At 73.3% G+C, this 18,539-nt stretch carries 16 protein-coding genes; 7 read left to right on the top strand and 9 right to left on the bottom strand.

What is annotated here, in order from left to right; all coding sequences use genetic code 11:
* Positions 1 to 211: 211 nt before the first annotated feature.
* From J2S46_RS07410 to J2S46_RS07400, 3 genes are all read right to left on the bottom strand, one after another.
* Positions 212 to 1,609 (bottom strand): GNAT family N-acetyltransferase, encoded by a 1,398-nt coding sequence (locus J2S46_RS07410; RefSeq protein ID WP_191290806.1) that lies wholly within the window; start codon positions 1,607 to 1,609, stop codon positions 212 to 214.
* Positions 1,610 to 1,717: 108 nt separating this feature from the next.
* Positions 1,718 to 3,196: a pyridoxal phosphate-dependent decarboxylase family protein gene (locus J2S46_RS07405; protein WP_191290807.1), complete on the bottom strand. Its 1,479-nt coding sequence runs from the start codon at positions 3,194 to 3,196 to the stop codon at positions 1,718 to 1,720.
* A gap of 164 nt (positions 3,197 to 3,360) precedes the next feature.
* Positions 3,361 to 4,479 carry a hypothetical protein gene (locus tag J2S46_RS07400; RefSeq protein WP_191290808.1) on the bottom strand — a complete coding sequence of 373 codons (1,119 nt, stop codon included), beginning with the start codon at positions 4,477 to 4,479 and terminating at the stop codon, positions 3,361 to 3,363.
* Between the two features lie 403 nt (positions 4,480 to 4,882).
* Here J2S46_RS07400 and J2S46_RS07395 point away from each other — a divergent pair, with 403 nt between their 5' ends.
* From J2S46_RS07395 to J2S46_RS07380, 4 genes are all read left to right on the top strand, one after another.
* Entirely contained in the window at positions 4,883 to 5,158 is a 276-nt protein-coding gene (locus tag J2S46_RS07395) for a hypothetical protein (protein ID WP_073927001.1), read from the top strand.
* A 74-nt stretch (positions 5,159 to 5,232) separates the two neighbouring features.
* Positions 5,233 to 7,059: a glutamine--fructose-6-phosphate transaminase (isomerizing) gene (gene glmS, locus J2S46_RS07390; protein ID WP_191290809.1), complete on the top strand. Its 1,827-nt coding sequence runs from the start codon at positions 5,233 to 5,235 to the stop codon at positions 7,057 to 7,059.
* 189 nt (positions 7,060 to 7,248) lie between these two features.
* Positions 7,249 to 7,905, top strand: a complete 657-nt coding sequence (locus J2S46_RS07385) for an NADPH-dependent F420 reductase (protein WP_191290810.1) — start codon at positions 7,249 to 7,251, stop codon at positions 7,903 to 7,905.
* A 197-nt stretch (positions 7,906 to 8,102) separates the two neighbouring features.
* Positions 8,103 to 8,849 (top strand): PIG-L deacetylase family protein, encoded by a 747-nt coding sequence (locus tag J2S46_RS07380; protein ID WP_191290811.1) that lies wholly within the window; start codon positions 8,103 to 8,105, stop codon positions 8,847 to 8,849.
* 62 nt (positions 8,850 to 8,911) lie between these two features.
* Here J2S46_RS07380 and J2S46_RS07375 read toward each other — a convergent pair whose 3' ends face one another.
* From J2S46_RS07375 to J2S46_RS07360, 4 genes are all read right to left on the bottom strand, one after another.
* A complete protein-coding gene (locus J2S46_RS07375; RefSeq protein WP_191290812.1) occupies positions 8,912 to 9,535 on the bottom strand; it encodes a DedA family protein in 624 nt (207 codons plus the stop codon).
* 48 nt (positions 9,536 to 9,583) lie between these two features.
* Positions 9,584 to 9,778, bottom strand: a complete 195-nt coding sequence (locus J2S46_RS07370) for a DUF1918 domain-containing protein (RefSeq protein WP_073926996.1) — start codon at positions 9,776 to 9,778, stop codon at positions 9,584 to 9,586.
* Between the two features lie 111 nt (positions 9,779 to 9,889).
* The gene (locus tag J2S46_RS07365; RefSeq protein WP_191290813.1) at positions 9,890 to 10,627 is read right to left on the bottom strand and encodes a TetR/AcrR family transcriptional regulator; all 738 of its coding nucleotides are present in this window, start codon (positions 10,625 to 10,627) and stop codon (positions 9,890 to 9,892) included.
* A 204-nt stretch (positions 10,628 to 10,831) separates the two neighbouring features.
* On the bottom strand, positions 10,832 to 11,443 hold the full coding sequence (locus tag J2S46_RS07360) for a TetR/AcrR family transcriptional regulator (protein WP_191290814.1): 612 nt from the start codon (positions 11,441 to 11,443) through the stop codon (positions 10,832 to 10,834).
* 148 nt (positions 11,444 to 11,591) lie between these two features.
* Between J2S46_RS07360 and J2S46_RS07355 the strand changes: the two genes are divergently transcribed.
* The 3 genes from J2S46_RS07355 to J2S46_RS07345 all read left to right on the top strand — a co-directional run bounded on the left by J2S46_RS07355 (position 11,592) and on the right by J2S46_RS07345 (position 14,347).
* On the top strand, positions 11,592 to 13,103 hold the full coding sequence (locus J2S46_RS07355; protein WP_229912839.1) for an APC family permease: 1,512 nt from the start codon (positions 11,592 to 11,594) through the stop codon (positions 13,101 to 13,103).
* A gap of 5 nt (positions 13,104 to 13,108) precedes the next feature.
* Positions 13,109 to 13,978, top strand: a complete 870-nt coding sequence (locus J2S46_RS07350; RefSeq protein ID WP_191290815.1) for a carbon-nitrogen hydrolase family protein — start codon at positions 13,109 to 13,111, stop codon at positions 13,976 to 13,978.
* A gap of 144 nt (positions 13,979 to 14,122) precedes the next feature.
* Positions 14,123 to 14,347 (top strand): hypothetical protein, encoded by a 225-nt coding sequence (locus J2S46_RS07345; protein ID WP_073926994.1) that lies wholly within the window; start codon positions 14,123 to 14,125, stop codon positions 14,345 to 14,347.
* A gap of 203 nt (positions 14,348 to 14,550) precedes the next feature.
* On the opposite strand, the gene J2S46_RS07340 is transcribed toward J2S46_RS07345, so the two are convergent.
* Positions 14,551 to 16,905 (bottom strand): chitobiase/beta-hexosaminidase C-terminal domain-containing protein, encoded by a 2,355-nt coding sequence (locus J2S46_RS07340; protein WP_191290816.1) that lies wholly within the window; start codon positions 16,903 to 16,905, stop codon positions 14,551 to 14,553.
* A 1,119-nt stretch (positions 16,906 to 18,024) separates the two neighbouring features.
* Entirely contained in the window at positions 18,025 to 18,537 is a 513-nt protein-coding gene (locus J2S46_RS07335) for an NUDIX domain-containing protein (protein WP_191290817.1), read from the bottom strand.
* Positions 18,538 to 18,539 lie beyond the last annotated feature (2 nt).

Below are 18,539 nucleotides of genomic sequence, written 5' to 3'. Positions count from 1 at the left end.
CGTGGGGCGGCCGGTCGCCGCGGGCGGTGATCTGCGTCACCGGGCGGCGGCGGGCGGCGGGGCCGGATGCGGCGCCGCCGCCCCGCTCCCCTGGCGGGGGCGGGGCGGCGGAGGGGCCGTCCGGGTACGGAGCGGTGCTGGAGGGTCGGGAAGGGATGGGGCGGAACCGGATCGGGCCGGACGGGACGGGCTCGGCGGGGCGGGCCCGGTGTCAGCGGCCCGGTCGCCCCGGCCAGGGGACGGGCAGTTCGGCGGTGGCCTCGGCCAGGTGGGCGGTGATCACCAGGGTGCCCTCCTCGACCTGGTAGTCGAGCGGCGCCGCCAGCTTGCGCATGGTGGAGATCAGCCCGGTGTTGGAGGCCTGGGTGATCGCGTAGACGGTGTCGACGCCGGCCTCCAGGGCAAGCGCGGACATCCGCCGAAGCAGGTCGAGCCCGAGCCCGCGGCGCTGCCAGCCGTCCTCCACCAGGACGGCGACCTCGGCACTGTCGTCGTCCCACATCAGGTGCCCGAGTGCGACGATCCGGCCGTCGGCGGCCTCCACCGCGAGGGTCTGGCCGTGCCGGGCGTCCAGCAGGTGGTCCAGATAGCGCTCGGCGTCCCGTACCGGGCCGTGGTAGCGCTTGCGCAGGGTGTCCGTCGAGCAGCGCCCGTGCATGGCCAGGGCCGCCTCGTGGTCGCCGGCGTCGGCCCGGCGCACGGTCAGGTCGGCCCCGGCGGGCAGGGTGAGGTGGGCCTTGACCCGCGGCACCCGCGGCCCGAGCAGGGTGTCCAGCTCCACCAGGGCCTGGGCCCGGGCGAACTCGGTCGGGGTGAACGGCAGGTGCGGTCGGGTCAGCTCGATCAGGTCCCCCGAGGGCGCGGGCAGGCGCATCACGTGCCCCTCCACCCCGGCGGTGGCGCGCTTGCCGGCGCCGGGGAACTGCCGGATGGTGCACTGCCCGAACAGCTGCCGCAGGGCCACCGGCAGCTCGGCGGCGTCCAGCGCGGTGCGGGTCGCCAGGGCCAGTACGTGGGTGGGGACGTCGACCAGGTCGTGCGCGTCGGCCGGGTCGGTCCAGATGTCGTGCCCGCCGGCCGAGGCGACGGTCCGGGTCAGCTCGGCGCGGGTGAGGGAGAGCGGGGCGCGGACGAAGAACTCGTCCACCGTCCCGGCGGGCAGCGGGTGGGACTGCATGGAGATGATGTTGACCCGCTGCTCGGCGAAGGCCGTGCACACCCGGGCCAGGCTGCCGGGGGAGTCCTCGACCGTGGTGCGCACCCGCCAGAGCGTGGTCTGCTCGAAGTCTTCCATCGGCCCGGTCGCGCCGTCCGCCTCGGCGCCGGGCGGCGCGGGGGTGTCCGGCGACGGCGGTCCGTGCAGGTGGCGGTGCGCCCACCAGGTGTGGAACAGCGCCGTGGCGAGCAGGGCGCTCGCCGAGGCGGCGAGCACCAGCGGTCCGTCCGGGCCGTGCACGACGATCTTGGCCACCAGGTCGGCGGCGGTGACCGAGAGGAAGATCGCCGCGAGCTCGACGGTGTCGCGGCGCCAGCGATGGATTCCGGCGCCGCGACGCTGCGCGCGGGAGGTCGTCGGGGGGAGGGAGCGGCCGTTCGTCAGGTGTTCCATGCCATGATGCTGCCGCGCCGGTGTTTCACGATCACGAATCCCCCGTGACCTGTGGGTTAATGTCTCGTCGAACCATTCGTACGCGCATTCCCCCGGTGCCGCCCGGATTCAGCGCCCCGCCGGACGCTCCGTCAGCCCGGCCGCGGCGGACCGGACTTCGGCGAGCAGCAGTTCGAGGTCGGCCTCGGTGGTGGCCGCGTTCAGCAGGCAGGCCCGCAGCATCTCGCGGCCCTCCAGCAGCGCTCCGGTGACGAAGACCCGCCCGCGAAGCTGCACCGCCACCGGCAGCTCCCGGTTGACGGCGTTCACGGCGGCCTCGTCCAGGCCCGCCGCGCGGTGCCGGAAGGCCACGATCGAGGTCTGCACCGGTGCGAGCAGCTCCAGCTCGGGGTCGGCCTCGACCAGCTCGCCGAGCCGGCGGGCCAGTGCGGTGCAGCGGGCGATGTCGTCGGAGATGCCCTGCCGGCCGCGGTGCGCGATGGTCGCCCAGACCTTCAGCGAGCGGAACGGCCGGGTCTGCTCCATGCCGTACTCGGAGAACCAGCCGAGCGAGCCCGCCGCCTCGTCCCGCAGGTAGGAGGGGACCAGGCTGAAGGTGCCGCGCAGCTCGTCGGTGTCGCGCACCAGGGCGCAGCCGCAGTCCACCGGGACGCCCAGCCACTTGTGCGGGTCCAGCGCCAGCGAGTCGGCGCGCTCCAGGCCGGCGTAGCGGTGGGCGACCGCGGGGTCGAGCACGCCGAAGGCGCCGTACGCGCCGTCCACGTGCAGCCAGAGCTCCTGCTCGGCGCAGAGGTCGGCGATCGGGTCGAAGGCGTCCACCGCGCCGGTGCCGACCGTGCCCGCGGAGGCGACCACCAGGAAGGGCAGCAGGCCGTCGGCGCGGTCGCGGGCCACCGCGGCGCGCAGCGCGTCGGTGTCGAGCTGCCCCTCGGGGCCGCTGGGGACGGTCCGCAGGTGCTTGCTGCCCAGGCCCAGCAGCTCGGCGGCCTTGCGGACGCAGGAGTGCGTCTCCCCGGTGGCGTAGGCGACCAGCGGGGGCATGCCGGCCAGGCCGTCCTCGCGGACGTCCCAGCCGGCCCGGCGGGCGGCGCGGCCCCGGGCGGCGGCGAGGCAGACGATGGTCGCCATCGAGGTGCCGGAGGTCAGCAGGCCGCCCCCGGCCGGGTGCGGGAACCCGACCAGCTCGGCGATCCAGCGCACCACGGCCCGCTCCAGGTGGACGTCGGCGTGGTCGCCGCCGGCCGAGCTGGGGTTCATCGCGGAGGCGGCCAGGGTGGCGAGCACGCCGGCGGGGGCGGGTGCGGAGTTCACCCAGCCGAAGAAGCGCGGGTTGCCGTTGCCCATCGGCGCGGGCATCACCCGGGTGCCGACGAAGTCGAGCAGCTCGGCGAGGGGGACGCCGTCCTCGGGCAGCGGGGCCTCCAGCAGCGACGTCCGGTCGGCGGGGTCCATCGGCTGCCAGACCGGGCGGCCGGGCAGCCCGCCGAGGTAGTCGGCGACCAGGTCGGCGGCGGTGTGGGCGGCGGCGCGGAAGTCGTCCACAGGGGTGGGGGACGAGGGCGGCACGGCGGGGGAGGCGGGGCTCATGGTGCGGCTCCAGCAGGTGGGGGGCCTGACGGCGCGGCGTCCTCGGCGCACCTGGATGAGCAGATCCTACGGTGCGTATGCCGAGGGGCCCGCGCCGCCCGGCGTGCGGACGGTGCGGGCCCCGGGTGACGGCGGCGCGGGCCCCTCGGGGGCGGGCGGGGAGGTCAGTCCAGCGTGCTGGAGAGCCCGGCGGCGGACCGGCAGTAGCCCTGGATCTCCTTGTTGGTGATCTTGGCGCAGAGCCGGCCGGCGGCGCCGCCGTCGGTGTAGTTCACGGTGTAGTAGCTGACCAGGCCCTCCGCGCAGGCCTTGCGCTGGGAGGCGTCGGCGGCCGTGGCGCACTGCTGGGCGGCCCAGTCCTCGCGGTCCAGGTTGTACTTCATGGTGCGTGAGCCGACCCCGCGGCTGCAGTCCGTCACCCCGCCGGCGGCCTTGCCGTTGAGGCACCACTTGAGGGCGTCGGCGAAGGCCTCGGGGTGGTTGGCGTAGTCGTGGGAGGAGAGGTAGAAGGTCGGCGCGTAGAAGAAGCACGCGGACTGGAAGAGCGCTGGCTGCTCGGGGCAGGGGTAGAGCGGCTCGGCGGCGATCTTGTCGGCGGGCAGGTTCGCCTTGGCCTTCTCGTCCTCCTCGTCCGGGCCGAAGAGCTGCATGAAGAGGCCCTCCGAGCAGCGGATCTTGTTGGTGTCGCCGGGGAACTTGTTGCACAGCGCGCGGGCCGCCGCGACGTCCTGCTTGGCGACGAACATGGTGCCGTGGCCGACGCCGTGGATGCAGGCGCCCTTGTTGGCGGGCGCGCACAGCTTGAGCAGGTCCACCTCGGGCTGCTTGGAGGCGTTCAGCATCTCCTCGACCGCGCCGTGCAGGTAGCCGGCCGCGCAGGTCTCGTGCGGGAAGGAGATGACCTTCTGGAAGTCCTCGTTGTAGCGCTTGACCGCCGCGTGGCCCAGCTCGTGCGCGATCGGGTGGCAGAACCGCACGGTGTACGGCTTCTCCTTGGTGATCTTGTCGAGGTCCGCCAGGGCGACACCGGGGTCGCTCTGCTCCATCTCCGCCATCACCTTGTTCCGCAGCGTGCTGCGGGTCCACACGGCCGGGTCCCCGGTCGGGGTCGCCGCGGCGGCCGGGGTGCCGGCGGGAGGCGCCGCGCTGCCGGGCGCGGGCGCTCCGGGGGCGCCGGTCGCGGCGGTGGCCGGGGCGGGCGTCCAGTCGGTGACGGCCACCGACCCCAGGCCCAGCACCCCCAGCAGGAAGGCGGTGAGAATCGCGAAGACCCGCGGTTGCATGACGAAGATCCCCCGGTGGATCGAGACGGACGGCTTTCGCTCTCCATCCTGAGGGCACCAGGCCGCTGATCGTGGTTTCTGACCATCATTCGGGAGATGTCGGCGACGCTACCGCACATCGCACCGGGTCAACGACGCGGCTCCGGCCCGGTCACCGCACGGCCTGCGGCCCGGTGCGGGCCCGGGCCGCACGGGTGGCGCGCACTGCTCCGAACGGCCGCATCCCGGCGTTGCGCGCGCACGCGGGGCCGGTGCCGGGCGGGTCCGCGGGCCGGCGGCCCGGTGGTCCGGCGCGCGGTCGCGGCGGCCCCGGGCCGGGTCTCTGGGCTGAATGTCTGAAGATCTGCCCGAATTCGGGCAGGATCTTTGGTTCCGGCGCGGAGGCCGCCTAGGCTCCTCACTCGTGCCCAGCTCGCCACACCCTCACGAGGACCTGCTCGCCCACCTCACCCGCACCAGCCCCCTGGGGCCGCGGGAGGCCGCGCGGGTCGTCGCGGAAGTGCTGGCGTACTTCTCGGAGAGCACCGAGGAGTACGTCCGCCGCCGCCACGGCGAACTCCAGGCACGCGGACTCACCAACGAGAAGATCTTCGCCCGGCTGGCCGACGAACTGCCCGCGCGCCGGGTCGCGGCCCCACAGCTGTCGGCCCGCCAGCTGCGCCGGATCGTCTACGGCTGAGCCGGGCCGCCCGACCCCGTCTGCCCTCGCGCAGACCTCCCGCCACGCAATCACACTGAAGGAGCCGGCGACCCATGTGCGGAATCGTTGCCTACATCGGACCCAAGGACGCGACCCCCTTCCTGCTGGAGGGCCTGCAGCGGCTGGAGTACCGCGGGTACGACTCGGCCGGCGTCGCCGTCAGCGGCCGCACCGGCGGCCTGAAGACCCGCAAGGTCAAGGGCCGGGTCGCCGACCTCGCGGCCGCCGTGCCGGCCCGCTTCAAGGGCACCACCGGCATCGGCCACACCCGCTGGGCCACCCACGGCGTCCCCAGCGACGCCAACGCGCACCCCCACCTGGACAACGCCGAGCGGATCGCCGTCGTCCACAACGGGATCATCGAGAACGCCGACGAGCTGCGCGCCAAACTGGCCGCCGACGGCGCCGTCTTCCTCTCCGAGACCGACACCGAGGTGCTCGCGCACCTGATCGCCGCGCACGCCACCGAGGGCACCGACCTGGAGGACGCCGTCCGCGCCGCCCTCGGCAAGGTCGTCGGCACCTACGGCATCGCCGTCCTGGACGCCGAGCAGCCCGACCGGATCGTGGTCGCCCGCAACGGCAGCCCGATCGTGCTGGGCATCGGCGAGAAGGAGATGTTCGTCGCCTCGGACGTCTCCGCCCTGGTCCGCTACACCCGCCAGGTGGTCCACCTGGAGGACGGCGAGCTCGCCACCGTCCGCGCCGACGGGTTCCGCACCTTCACCGAGGACGCCCGCACCACGCACCGCCAGCCGTCCACCGTCGACTGGGAGATCGACTCCTACGACACGGCCGGCTACGAGCACTTCCTGCTCAAGGAGATCCACGAGCAGTCCGGCTCGGTCGAGCGCACCCTCAGCGGCCGGCTCGACGAGCGCTTCGCCACCGCGCACCTGGGCGGGCTGAACCTGGACGCCCGCGAGCTGCGGGAGATCCGCCGGGTGAAGATCCTCGGCTGCGGCTCCGCCTACTACGCCGGCGAGATGGGCGCCCAGCTGATCGAGGAGCTGTCCCGGATCCCCGCGCACAGCGAGCCGGCCTCCGAGTTCCGCTACCGCAACCCGGTGATCGAGGCCGACACCCTGTACGTCGCGGTCAGCCAGTCCGGCGAGACCTACGACACGCTGGCCGCCGTCCAGGAGATCAAGCGCAAGGGCGGCCGGGTGCTCGGCGTCGTCAACACCGTCGGCAGCGCGATCGCGCGGGAGTGCGACGGCGGCATCTACCTGCACGCCGGGCCGGAGATCTCGGTCGCCTCCACCAAGGCCTTCACCTCCACCGTGGTCGCCTTCGCCCTGCTGGCCCTGCACTTCGGGCGGATCCACGACCTCTCGCCCGCCGACGGCCGCCGGATCGTGGCCGGCCTCAAGGCGCTGCCCGGCCAGATCCGGGAGATCCTGGAGAACGACCAGCAGATCGCCGAGCTGGCCGCCGAGTACGCCCGGTGCGAGGGGATGATGTTCATCGGCCGGGTCCGCGGCTTCCCGGTGGCCCGGGAGGGCGCCCAGAAGCTCAAGGAGATCAGCTACGTCCACGCCGAGGCGTACCCCGCCAGCGAGCTCAAGCACGGCCCGCTCGCGCTGATCAACCCGGAGCTGCCGACCGTCGCCCTCGTGCCCGACGACGAGCTGCTGGACAAGAACCTCACCACCCTCGGCGAGATCAAGGCCCGCTCCGGCCGGGTCCTCGCGATCGCCCACCGCACGCCCGAGACCAAGCTGGCCGACCACTGCGTGCTCGTCCCCAAGAGCGAGCCGGAGCTGGACCCGCTGCTCCTGAACATCCCGCTGCAGCTGTTCGCGTACCACGCGGCGGTCGCCCTCGGACGGGACGTGGACAAGCCGCGCAACCTGGCCAAGAGCGTCACGGTGGAGTAACCGGCGGACCGGTCGCCGAGCCGGCCGCGGGCCCCGGAACCGTCCGGGGGCCGCGGCCGGCCGCCGTCCCGTCGCCTGCCGTCCCGCCCGGGACTCGCGGCCGTCCCGCCGCTTCTGACGGCCCGGCGGCCGGCCCTGACGTATCGTCACCCTGCTGGCAGGGGGCGGTCTACGAACAGGAGAAGTACGGTGAGGATCGGGATCATCGGTACGGGCACGGTCGGGCGCACCCTGGCGGGCAAGCTGGTCTCGCTCGGGCACGAGGTGACCGTCGGCTCGCGGACCAAGGACAACACGGCCGCCACCACCTGGGCCGAGCAGGCCGGGCCGCGCGGCCACGGCGGCACCTTCGCCGACGCCGCCGCCTTCGGCGAGCTGATCGTCAACGCCACCGCCGGCACGGTCTCCGTCAAGGCCCTGCAGGCGGCCGGCGCCGACGCGCTGGCCGGGAAGATCCTGATCGACGTCTCCAACCCGCTGGTCTTCTCGCCCGAGGGCGAGGTCGGGCTGGACCCGGTGGGCACGGACAGCGTCGGCGAGCGGATCCAGCGCGAGTTCCCGCAGGCCAGGGTGGTCAAGGCGCTCAACACGATGAGCGCCCCGGTGATGGTCGAGCCCGGGCGCGTTCCCGGCGAGCACAACGCCTTCGTCGCGGGCGACGACCCGGACGCCAAGGCCGAGGTCGTCGCCCTGCTGGAGCAGTTCGGCTGGCCGGCCGGCTCGGTGCTGGACCTCGGCGACATCAAGGGCGCCCGGGGCATGGAGATGCTGATGCCGTTCTGGCTCCGCCTGATGGGCCACTTCGGCAGCACCGACTTCAACTACTCCCTCCGCTCGGCCGGCTGAAACCGGCGCGGCCCGGCCCGCGGGCCCGCCCGCGCGGCCGGTACGGCGGCCGGCCGGCGCGGGCCGGAGCGCTGCTCGCGGTGCGTTCTCCGGAGCCCGGGGCCCGGGGCAGCGGAATTCGGGGTGACCGGGACGGGGCTCCGGGAGAAGATCGGACCGAGCCCTCCCGCAGGGGACCCGACAGAGGAGCCGTGCCGATGAACGACCAGCAGCCAGCACCGTTCGAGCCGCTGCGCGAGGACTGGCAGACCGCCCTCGCGGTGGTCGCGCACCCGGACGACATGGAGTACGGCGCGGCCGCGGCCGTCGCCCGCTGGACCTCCCAGGGCAAGCGCGTCGTCTACGTGATGGTCACCAGCGGCGAGGCCGGCATCGACTCGATGAGCCCCGAGGAGTGCCGGCCCGTCCGGGAGGCCGAACAGGTGGCCTCGGCCGCGCTGGTCGGCGTCGACGTGGTGGAGTTCCTCGGGCACGCCGACGGCGTCCTGGAGTACGGCCTGACGCTGCGCCGCGACATCGCCCGCACGATCCGGCGCCACCGCCCGGACATCGTCATCACCACCAACTTCCGGGAGACCTACGGCGGTGTCATGCCCAACCAGGCGGACCACATCGCGACCGGCCGCTCGGTGCTGGACGCGGTGCGCGACGCCGCCAACCGCTGGGTGTTCCCCGACCTCCTGGACGAGGGCCACCAGCCGTGGAGCGGCGTCAAGGAGCTCTGGGCGGCCGGCTCGCCCGACGCCCGGCACGCCGTGGACACCACCGACTCCTTCGAGGCGGGCGTCGCCTCGCTGAAGGCGCACCGGGCGTACCTGGCCGGGCTCGGCGGCGACATGGCCAACGCCGCCGACTTCCTGGAGGGCTTCGCCCGCGCCTCCGGCAGCCGGCTGGGCGTCCGCTACGCCTCCTCCTTCGAGGTGCTGCGGCTGTCCTTCGACTGACCCTGTCGCGGGCCGCCCCGCGGGGCGGCCCGGCGTGGCGCCGGGGGCGCGGCGTCCTCCGCTCAGCGCCGGGCCCGCCGGCGCAGCACCTGGTGGACGAGGGCGGCCAGCAGCGCCGCGCCCAGGCCGATCAGCAGCCACAGCTGGTAGCGGACCACCTGCTCGTACACCGTGCCGATGTTCGCGCCGGCCAGGTAGCCGGCCACCGACCAGACGCCGACCCAGAGCACCGCGCCGAGGATGTTGAACACGGTGAAGCGGCGCGCCTCCATCCCGGTGGTCCCCGCGATGATGCCGCTGGTCTGGCGCAGCCCGTCCACGAAGCGGGCCACCGTCACGACCTTGCCGCCGTGCCGCTCGAAGAAGCCGTTCGCGCGCTCCATCCGGGCGGGGGTCAGCATCACGTAACGGCCCCAGCGGTCGACGAAGGCGCGGCCGCCGGTTCGGCCGATCAGGTAGCCGAGGGTGTTGCCGAGGACGGCGGCGGCCGTCGCGACGGCGATCACGCCGGCGAGGCTGAGGTGTCCGGTGCCCGCGTACACGGCGGCCAGCACCAGTACGGTCTGGCCCGGCACCGGGACGCCGCAGTTGTCGAGCAGCACCAGGACGGCCACCGCGAGGTAGCCGTAGTCGTCCAGCAGGGGCGCCAGCGCCGCCAGCGGGCCGGGCAGGGGGGCGGCGGACACGTCAGGGGCCCGCCCCGTGCCGGGCTGGCACGGGACGGACGGAACGCGTCAGCTGTTCTTCTTGCTGTGCTCGACGATGCTGTCGGGGCCCGGGTAGACCAGCCCTTCGTGGCCGTCCTCGAAGCGCACCAGGTACGGCGGCTCGCCGTTCGCGCCGTGTACCTCGGTGATCTCCCCCGTGCGGTCCGCCATCCCCACGGACCTGCTGTGGATGTGGAGCTGGTCACCTACCGCTGCATGCACGATCTGCTCCTTAGCTAGTGACGGCTGTCGTGGTGCCGACAGGCCGGCTGCCGTGCTCCGGGCAGCTGTCCTGTCTCCACTGTGCTTCCGTGCGGGTGGGGCCGCAACGCTTCAGCGGGTCGTGTCGGCGGCCGGCCGCCGGGGGCCGGCCGGGCCGGTCGGGCCGTCCGCGAGATAGCGGCCGAGCAGGCGCTTGCACTCGGCGATCAGCACCGGGTCGCCGTCCGGGTCGGTGCGGAAGGCCAGCTTGAGGACGGCGTCGGCGGCCTCCAGGGCCACCCGCAGGGCCAGCGTGCTGCCGGGACGGCCGGCGTCCGGCGGCCCGGCGGCGTCCCCGTCGGCACCGAAGAGGGCGCCGCCGAGCGCCCGCAGGCGCAGGGCGACGGCCGTGTTGTTGTCCAGGGTGCGGTCGAGCAGGTGCTCCCCGTCGCGGACGCCCGGCGAGGTCCGGTCGACCAGGCCGAAGTCCACCTGCCCGAAGCCGGGCACCGCCCGCCGCATGGCGACGAACTCCTCCACCGCCAGGTCGACGAAGCCCGGTACGCCCCGGGGCGGCGCCGCCTCCAGGCGGCGGGCCAGGCGGTCGAGGTAGCGCTCCAGGTTCCGGGTCGCGAGGGCGCCCAGCAGGCTCTCCTTGCCGGCGAAGAACTGGTAGAGCGTGCCGATCGGCACCCCGGCCCGCTGGGCGACCGCCTTGGTGGTGAGGGCCCCGGCGCCGGCCTCGTCCAGCAGCGCCGCGCAGGCGTCCACCAGGCGCTCGTACCGCTCCTGGCTGCGCTGCTGGACCGGGCGTCGCCGGGCCCCGTCCGCCGGTCCGGCCTCGTTCCGCTGGTCAGCCTGCGCCTTCATGGGGCCCCACTGTGCCGCATCCGGTGGTGCCGGGCGAATCACCGACACGAGGCCGCCCGGCGGACCGACCGCCCGGCGGCCCGTCCGGGCGTGGTCGGCCGGTGTGCCGGGCGGTCAGGATGCGGCCGGTCGGGATGTGGATGGTCAGGATGCGGGCGGTCGGGATGTGGATGGTCAGGATGCGGGCGGTCGGGATACGGGCGGTCAGGATGCGGCCTGGCCGGCCGTCAGGTCGTGGCCGGTGGTGGCGCGGGCGTAGGCCTGGAGCGCGGTGATCACCTCCGTACGGCTGCGGCGGCCGGCCAGGACCTCCATCTGGTAGCCGTCCTCCATGGCGACGATGCTGGCGGCGAGCAGGCGCGGCGGGTCCGTCAGGGTGAAGCTGCCCTGAGCCTGGCCGAGCACCAGGATGCCCTGGTAGAGGGCGATCTGACGCTCGGTCAGAGCGCTGTCCAGGGCTGCGGCCCTCGGGTCGCGCAGGCAGCGCGGCCAGTACTCGAACAGCAGCCGGGTCAGGGCGTCGTCCGGGCCGTCGGCGACTCCCCGTTCGATGCAGGCGCGGAGCTTGCCGGGGGCGTCGGCGAAGGCCTCGGTGGCGGTCTCCCGCTGCTCGCTGTAGCGCTCGATGGCCCGCTGGTAGGTCTCGTGGACCAGGGCGTCGAGGTCGCCGTAGTAGAGCACCGCGGCGGGGGTCACGCCGGCCTCGTCGGCGATGTCGCGAAGGCGCAGGCCTTCCAGTCCGCGGGTCATCAGTGCGCGCTGCACCGCGGCGCCGAGCTCGGCCCGGCGGGCCTGCTGGCCCTTCTTGGCTGCCATGTCGTCCTGTCGGTCCGTTCCGTTTCTGTTTCTTCGTTTAACACTACCAGCCCCGCCCTTGACTGCATCGTGCGGGTGAGTTTTAAATCTGCGTTTAACAAGCTGTGTTCGCCGAGCCAGCCCTCCCTGTCCCTCACCAGGAGCACCCGTGATCACCGAACCACCCGACGCCGAGGCGAGAGCCGAGGCGGCACCCGACGCGCCGCCCACCTCCAAGGGCCTGCGCGGGGGATCCGTCGGACTGCTCGCCGCCGTCGCCCTCGGCCTGTCCTCCGTCGCGCCCGCCTACAGCATCGCCGTCACCCTCGGCTTCGTGACCCTGGTGGCCGGCCACCTGGCCCCCGCCGCGCTGCTGCTCGGCTTCGTGCCGATCCTGCTCACCGCCTTCGCCTTCCGCGAGCTCAACCGGGAGATGCCGGACTGCGGCACCACCTTCGTCTGGACCACCCGCGCCTTCGGCCCCCTGGCGGGCTGGCTCTCCGGCGGCTGGGTCGTCCAGATCGCCACGCTCCTGGCCATGACCGCCCTCGCCCGGGTCGGCGCGGGCTACCTGCTGGCCTTCGCCGGCCTGGAGACGCCGGCCGGCAACACCGCGGCCGTGACCGGGACGGCCGTCCTGCTGCTCGTCGCCGTCACCGCCGTCGCCCGCCGCGGCCTCCAGCTGGCCGCCTCCGTCCAGTACGTCCTGCTGGGCCTGCAACTGCTCGCCCTGCTCGGCTTCGGCATCGCCGCCTTCGCCCGCGAGGGCGCCGCCACCCCCTCCCTGGCCTGGCTCGACCCGCTGGGCTTCGACGGCTTCGGCCCGTTCTCGGAGGCGGTGCTGCTCTGCCTGTACATCTACTGGGGCTGGGACGCGCTGATCACGGTCAACGAGGAGACCCGCGACAGCGGCCGGATCCCCGGCCAGGCGGCCGTCATCTCGACCCTCGTCCTGCTCGCCGCCTACCTCTTCACCGCCTTCGCCACGATCGGCTTCGCGGGCACCGGCGACAGCGGCCTCGGCCTCGGCAACCCCGCCAACGCCGCCGACGTGCTGGCCACCCTCGCGCCCTCGGTGCTGGGCGCCCCCCTGGCCAAGGTCGTCCAGCTCGCCGTCTGCGTCTCGGCCGTCTCCGCGCTGCTGACCTGCGTCGTCGGCAGCTCCCGGGCCACCCTGTCGATGGGCGTCCACGGCGCCCTGCCGGCCGCGTTCGCCCGCATCCACCCCCGGCACAGAACACCCTCCTTCGCCACGGTGTTCTTCGGCGCGGCCGCCGCCGTCCTGCTGGTGCTCCTGAGCCTGGTGTCCGGCGACTTCCTCGGCGACGCCATCCTGTCCGTCGGCCTGCTGATCGCCTGCTACTACGGGGTGACCGCGCTCGCCTGCGTCTGGTACTTCCGGCGCCGGCTGCTCGGCAGCCCGCGGGACCTGCTGCTGCGCGGCGTCCTGCCGCTGCTCGGCGGGCTGATGATGCTGGCCGCCTTCGGCCGCAGCGCCCACGACATGTTCAGCCCGGCCTACGGCAGTACGTCCTTCCACGGCGTCGGCGGGGTGTTCCTGCTCGGCGTCGGCTCGATCGCGGCCGGCGCGGTGGCCATGCTGATCGTCCGCGCCCGCTTCCGCCGCTTCTTCCGCGAGGGCCGCACGGCCGTCGTCCGGCTCACCGTCACCGAGGACTGATCGCCATGCGTACCCTCACCATCGCCGCCCTGCAGACCAGGCCGGTCGCCCACGACCTCGAAGGCAGCTGGCGGCTCTTCGCCGACCAGGTCCGCGCCGCCGCCCAGCTGTTCCCGGGCCTCCAGCTCGTCGTCGTGCCGGAACTGCTGCTCGCCGCCGAGGCGCCGCTGCTCCGGGGCCGCCCCGGCTGGACGGCCGAGGCCGCCGTGCCGGTCCCCGGCCCGCTGACCGACCGGATCTGCGCCCTCGCCGTCGAGACCGGGCTCTGGCTGGTGCCCGGCAGCCTCTTCGAACGCACCGAGGACGGGACCGTCCACAACACCGCGATCGCCGTCTCCCCGGCGGGGGAGATCGTCGCCAGGTACCGCAAGATCTTCCCCTGGCAGCCGTACGAGGACACCGTCCCGGGCGACGAGTTCGTGGTCTTCGACATCCCCGGCGTCGCCCGCGTCGGGCTGGCGATCTGTTACGACGGATCCTTCCCCGAGACCGCGCGCCAGCTGGCCTGGCTGGGCGCCGAGGTGATCCTGCAGCCGACCCTGACCACCACCCGCGACCGGGAGATGGAACTCGTCTGCGCCCGCGCCAACGCCTGGACCAACCAGGTGTACGTCGTCAACGTGAACGCCTCGGACCCGGCCGGCGTCGGCGGCAGCGTCGTCGTCGACCCGGAGGGCATCGTCCGCCAGCAGGCCGGGACGGGCGAGGAGATCCTGGTCGACGTGCTGGACCTGGACACCGTCACCCGGGTCCGCCGCTCGGGCAGCTCCGGCCTGAACCGCCCGTGGGCCCAGCTCGCGCGGTACGGGGAGAAGATCGAACTGCCCATGTACGGCGGCACGTTCCGCACGCCGGACTGGCTGGAGAAGGAATGAGCTTCGCGGGTGCCCGGCACCGGGCACCGGATGCCCGGCGAGGCCGGCGCACCGGCCGACACACCCGCTCGGCGGTAAGTCCCCGAGGTCGGCGGCCCCGGAACCTACTGTCGCGGTGACACCGTCGAGGAAGGGAACACCCCCATGAACCGCACCTCCAAGCTGCTGCTGGTCCTGGCTGCCGCCGCAGGCCTGGCAGGCCTGCCCGGCGTGGCCGTCGCCGACGTCAACTTCGATGCCTCGCCCGGCCCTTGGGCGATCGTCCTCGGTGACGGCAACCAGCTGGCCGGGGACGACATCTTCAACGTCGGCGGCGACAACACGGTCGGTTCGTTCAACGGCGAGGGCAGCGGGGTCCTGGCGGGCTGACCGGCCCCGCCGGGAGTGGACCGTGCCGCCGGAACGCACTCGTTCCGGCGGCACGACCGGTTCCACCACCGGTCGGACCGGCGCCCCGATCTCTCGGGACCGCTCCGGACCGCTCCGGGTCGGTCAGGACCGTTCGGATCCGTCCGCTCGGCAATGATCCGGGTCGGTCAGGATCCCTCGGAGTCGTCCGGCCCGGGCCGGGTTCACGGGTACGAGACCAGGTTGACCGGGCTCGTGCCGGTGGGCGTCACCGCCCCCGTGTCGTTGATGACGTGGGTGATGGTGCCCTGGTAGTTCAGCGAGACGGTCAGCAGTGAATGGAACCTGACGCCGCTGTTGTCGGGCACCTCGAAGGTGTGGTAGTTGGCCACCGCGGGGTTCACGTTGAAGTAGCAGTAGCTGCCCAGCCCCCAGGCCTCGTGGCTGGTGACGTTGGCGCCGACCTTGTAGGCGGCGTAGCCGTTGACCGAGGCCGAACTCTTCCAGGCGGCCTGGTTGGGCACGTCGTAGGGGTTCTCGTTCTGGAAGAAGATGGTGCGTCCGCCCTGGCCGTTCCAGATCACCTCGTACTTCTGGTAGTGCTCGACGAACAGGCCGGTGGCGAGCACGTTGTTGCCGTTGACGATCAGGCCGGTGTCCGCGGTGTTGGTGGTCCAGCCGATCGTCCCGGCGTTGCCGTGGTCGGCCCGCCAGGCCCAGATGTGGTCGATGACGGTGTTGCCGCTGTTGACGACCAGGCTGTTGGTGGCCTTGCCGGCGAGCTGGCCGCCGATCCGGAAGAACACGTCCTGGACGGTGGTCGGGTTGGCGGCGTGGCTCGCGGTCGAACCCGCCGGACCGACGGTCAGCAGCGCCTGGGAGTTGACGGTGCCGGCGTCGAACAGCAGGCCCTTGACCCGGACCCCGTCCACGTCGGCGACCTGCATGGCGTTGACGCCGTTGTCGGGCACGAAGGTCGGGTACCCGATGCCGAGCACCACCGTGTTGGCGCGGCTGACGTTGAGCGTCTGGTTGAGGTGGTAGATGCCCGGGGTGACGAACAGGTTGCAGCCCTGGGCCAGGGCGTTGTTGATGGTGGCGGCGGTGTCACCGGCCTTGACGACGTAGAACTGGCTCATCGGCAGGGAGCTGCCGGGGGTGCTGCCGCTCGCCCAGCTCGGGCCCGACGCGTTGGTGCGCAGGCTCGGCAGGAAGACCCGGTAGCGGTTGGAGCCGTCCACGTAGAGGTACGGGACGTCGCGGGACACCGGGGTGGTGGCGAGCACCGTCTCGGGCGGGGCGGGGAAGGTGTTGGCCGGGGCGCCCTGGACGCCGGAGAAGACCATGTTCCACACGCCGCCGTCCCAGCTGCCGAGGCCGCTGTCCCGGGTGTACCACTGCTGCTGGGAGATCGACGCCATCTGACCGGTGACCCGGCTGTCGGCCACGTAGCCGCCGCTCGCCCAGCCGTAACTGGCCGGGTAGAGCGCGAGGTTGCCGTGCACGTCGATCCGGCGGAACGGGGCTGCCTGCGCCACCGCCCAGCGGTTGGTGCCGCCGCCGGGGTTGATGGTGAGGTTCTCGGCGCTGCGCCAGAAGTTCTGGGTGGCGTTGCCCGCGTCCGAGGCGTTGAAGGCGTCGACCGTGATGTTGCCGTTGATTGTCACCTGGCCGGGCTCCTGGCCCAGGCCCGCCACGGAGGTGTAGAAGCCCACGTTGTCGTTGACGTTGTAGGTGCCCGGCTTGAACAGGTCGGCCACCCGGTTGGAGCTGAACTGCGCCGACAGGGTGTCCTTCATCTGGTCGAAGTGCGAGTCCAGCTGCGCCTGAATGCTGGCGGCGGACATGCTGGGGTCGTAGATGTGCACGTTGGGGCCGAAGTCCGGGGTGTCCGACTGCACCGGGCAGCTGGTCTGGGTGCCGCCGATGGTGAACGTCGCCGAGGCGACCGGGGAGTCGGTGAGCCCCGAGGCCTGGGCGAAGGCCTTCACGGTGCTGCTGGCGGTGACGCTGAACGCGCCGGTGTACACCGGGGAGCCGCTGTTCGGCGTGGATCCGTCACGGGTGTAGCGGATCGTCGCCCCGGCGGTGGCGTCGGAGATGGTCACCGTCTGGGCCGTGGCGAACTGCCCGCCGGCCGGGCTGATGGCCGGCTGCGCCACCTGACCGCCGGTGCTGCCGCCCTGGGTGTAGCTGAAGTGCGGCGTGTCGTACTGCGGCCCGCTCTTCTCGTAGGTGAACCAGTAGTCCAGCACGTTGCCGGTGGCGAGGCCGCTGACGGTGTGCGTCCAGGTGCCGGCGCCGTTCACCATCCGGACGTTCTGCTGGTTGGCGGCGTTGACCAGGTAGTGCACGTCGACGTAGAGCGCCGAGGTGGTCGGGGTGAAGGAGATCTTCGCCTGGGTCGCGCTGGTGGCGCTGACGCTCTGGGTGTAGTCGGGGGACGCGGCGGCGGCCGTGCCCGCCGGTGCCAGGCCGAGCCCGCCGAGCAGGAGCGCCAGGACGGCGAGCAGCAGCGGGAGGCCGCGGGCGCCCCGTCGTGGCCGCGGGGCGCGCGGGAGCGTTCTGTGGTGCGTCATGGGTGGTGGTCCTTCCCTCTTCATCGCGGTGCGGTGGGTGCGACGGCACGGGACGGCACCGGCCGGCCCCCGGCGGGGGTCGGTCGGCGTCCGGGACACACGGGCGAGCGCTGCTCCATGGGTGCGGTCGCGAAGCGGCGGCACGTGCGCGGAGGGAGGGCGCCTCCGGCAGGTGCCGAACTCGGGGCGTGCCTGCCGGGCCCGGCAGGCCGGGCGGGTGCGGCGGCAGCCCCGGTCGGTGGGACGCCGGGGCCTTGCAGGACAAGGCCCGCCGGGGCCTTGCCGGGCAAGGCTCAGGGCGTCGGAGGGCCTCCCGGCGGGCGCCGGTCGCGGCGTACGGGAGGCGGTCCGGTCCTGGCCGAGGTCGCGGTGAAAGAAGGCATGGCCTTCTCCTTAGGGGCGGGCATCGCCACGCCGGACCTGGCGGGGACCCGTGCGGACCGGTGCGGGGTGGGAGGTGGTCCGTCCGGGGAGCGCCGCGGCGACTCCGCGGTCCGTGGCAACGATGGGTGGGGGAGTGGGGGTGGCGCTCAGCGGTACGGGTGGGGGTGCCGGTGCGCGCGGTGCGGGACCGCGTGGTGCTGTGAGAGCGCTCTCAATTCCAGGAAGGTACCAGTCGCCGTCGGGGTCGCCAAGGGGGTGGACGAGAAAGGCGTGGCAGTCTCCCCTCCCGCAACTCGCCTCCCTGTCACGGAGTCTGTAGGAACGTCTGCTTCCGTGGCGATTCCGGGTGCGGTGGGCCGGTCGGTGGGGCTGTTTCGGTCGGGTGGCCCTGGGGCGGTGAGTGGTGGATTCCCTCGGCCCGGGGAGGCAGGACGGGCCGAGGGACGACCTTGCCGAATCGTCGATCAGTCAACTCAACTTCCTTCAAAGATGGTTGAGTGAAATCGCCGGAGTTCGGACATCGGATCCCGCCCCGCCCTCCGCGCCTGGACGGCTGCCCTTGCCGCACCTGGGCAGTCGGCCACGGAGAGAGCGCTTCCAGCCATCGCGGCGTCTCCGACGTAGGAGGGCCGGCGGGCGGCGCACCCTGCCGGCCGTTCGCCCGGGCGACCGGATCCTCGCCGGAGCGGCCCGCAACGCCCTCGCCCGGACGGAGGGGGATTTCCCGTCAGGCCGTCATCCGGGCTCGCCGGGAAGCCGGTCGTGGGTACGGAGGTAGGCGGCGGTGCCGGTGCGCCGGGCGGCGAGCGAGACTCGCAGGGTGTGCAGCCGGCGCGGGCTGACGATGCGGGACCACTCCTCGACGCTGCGTACGGCGTGCCCGCTGTGCTCGGCGGGGTCCAGGGCGATCCGGCCGATCTCCTGGTCGGTGAGCCGGCCGCCGTCGAAGGTCACGCCGATCTTCCACGGCCAGGGCGCCTCGGGCGGCGTGAAGGAGAGCAGCAGGAGGCGGGGTGCGTCGTCGAGCGAGGCGGGGACGAAGCCGATCTCCTCGGCCGTCTCCCGCAGCGCGCACACCCACGGGTCCTCGCCGGCGTCGAGCAGGCCACCGGGGTACTGGTACTCGCCAGGGTGATGGACGGAGGTGAGGAGCAGCGGCCGGTCGTGGCGGTCGGTGCAGAAGACCCCGGCGTAGGAGACGCCGTGCGGCAGGGTCGGGACGAACAGCTCGGGCGGGACGAAGGCCACGG

Origin of the sequence: Kitasatospora herbaricolor (assembly GCF_030813695.1) — a bacterium.
GTDB classification, from domain to species: Bacteria; Actinomycetota; Actinomycetes; order Streptomycetales; family Streptomycetaceae; genus Kitasatospora; species Kitasatospora herbaricolor.
This window is presented reverse-complemented; position numbering and strand designations above follow the sequence as displayed.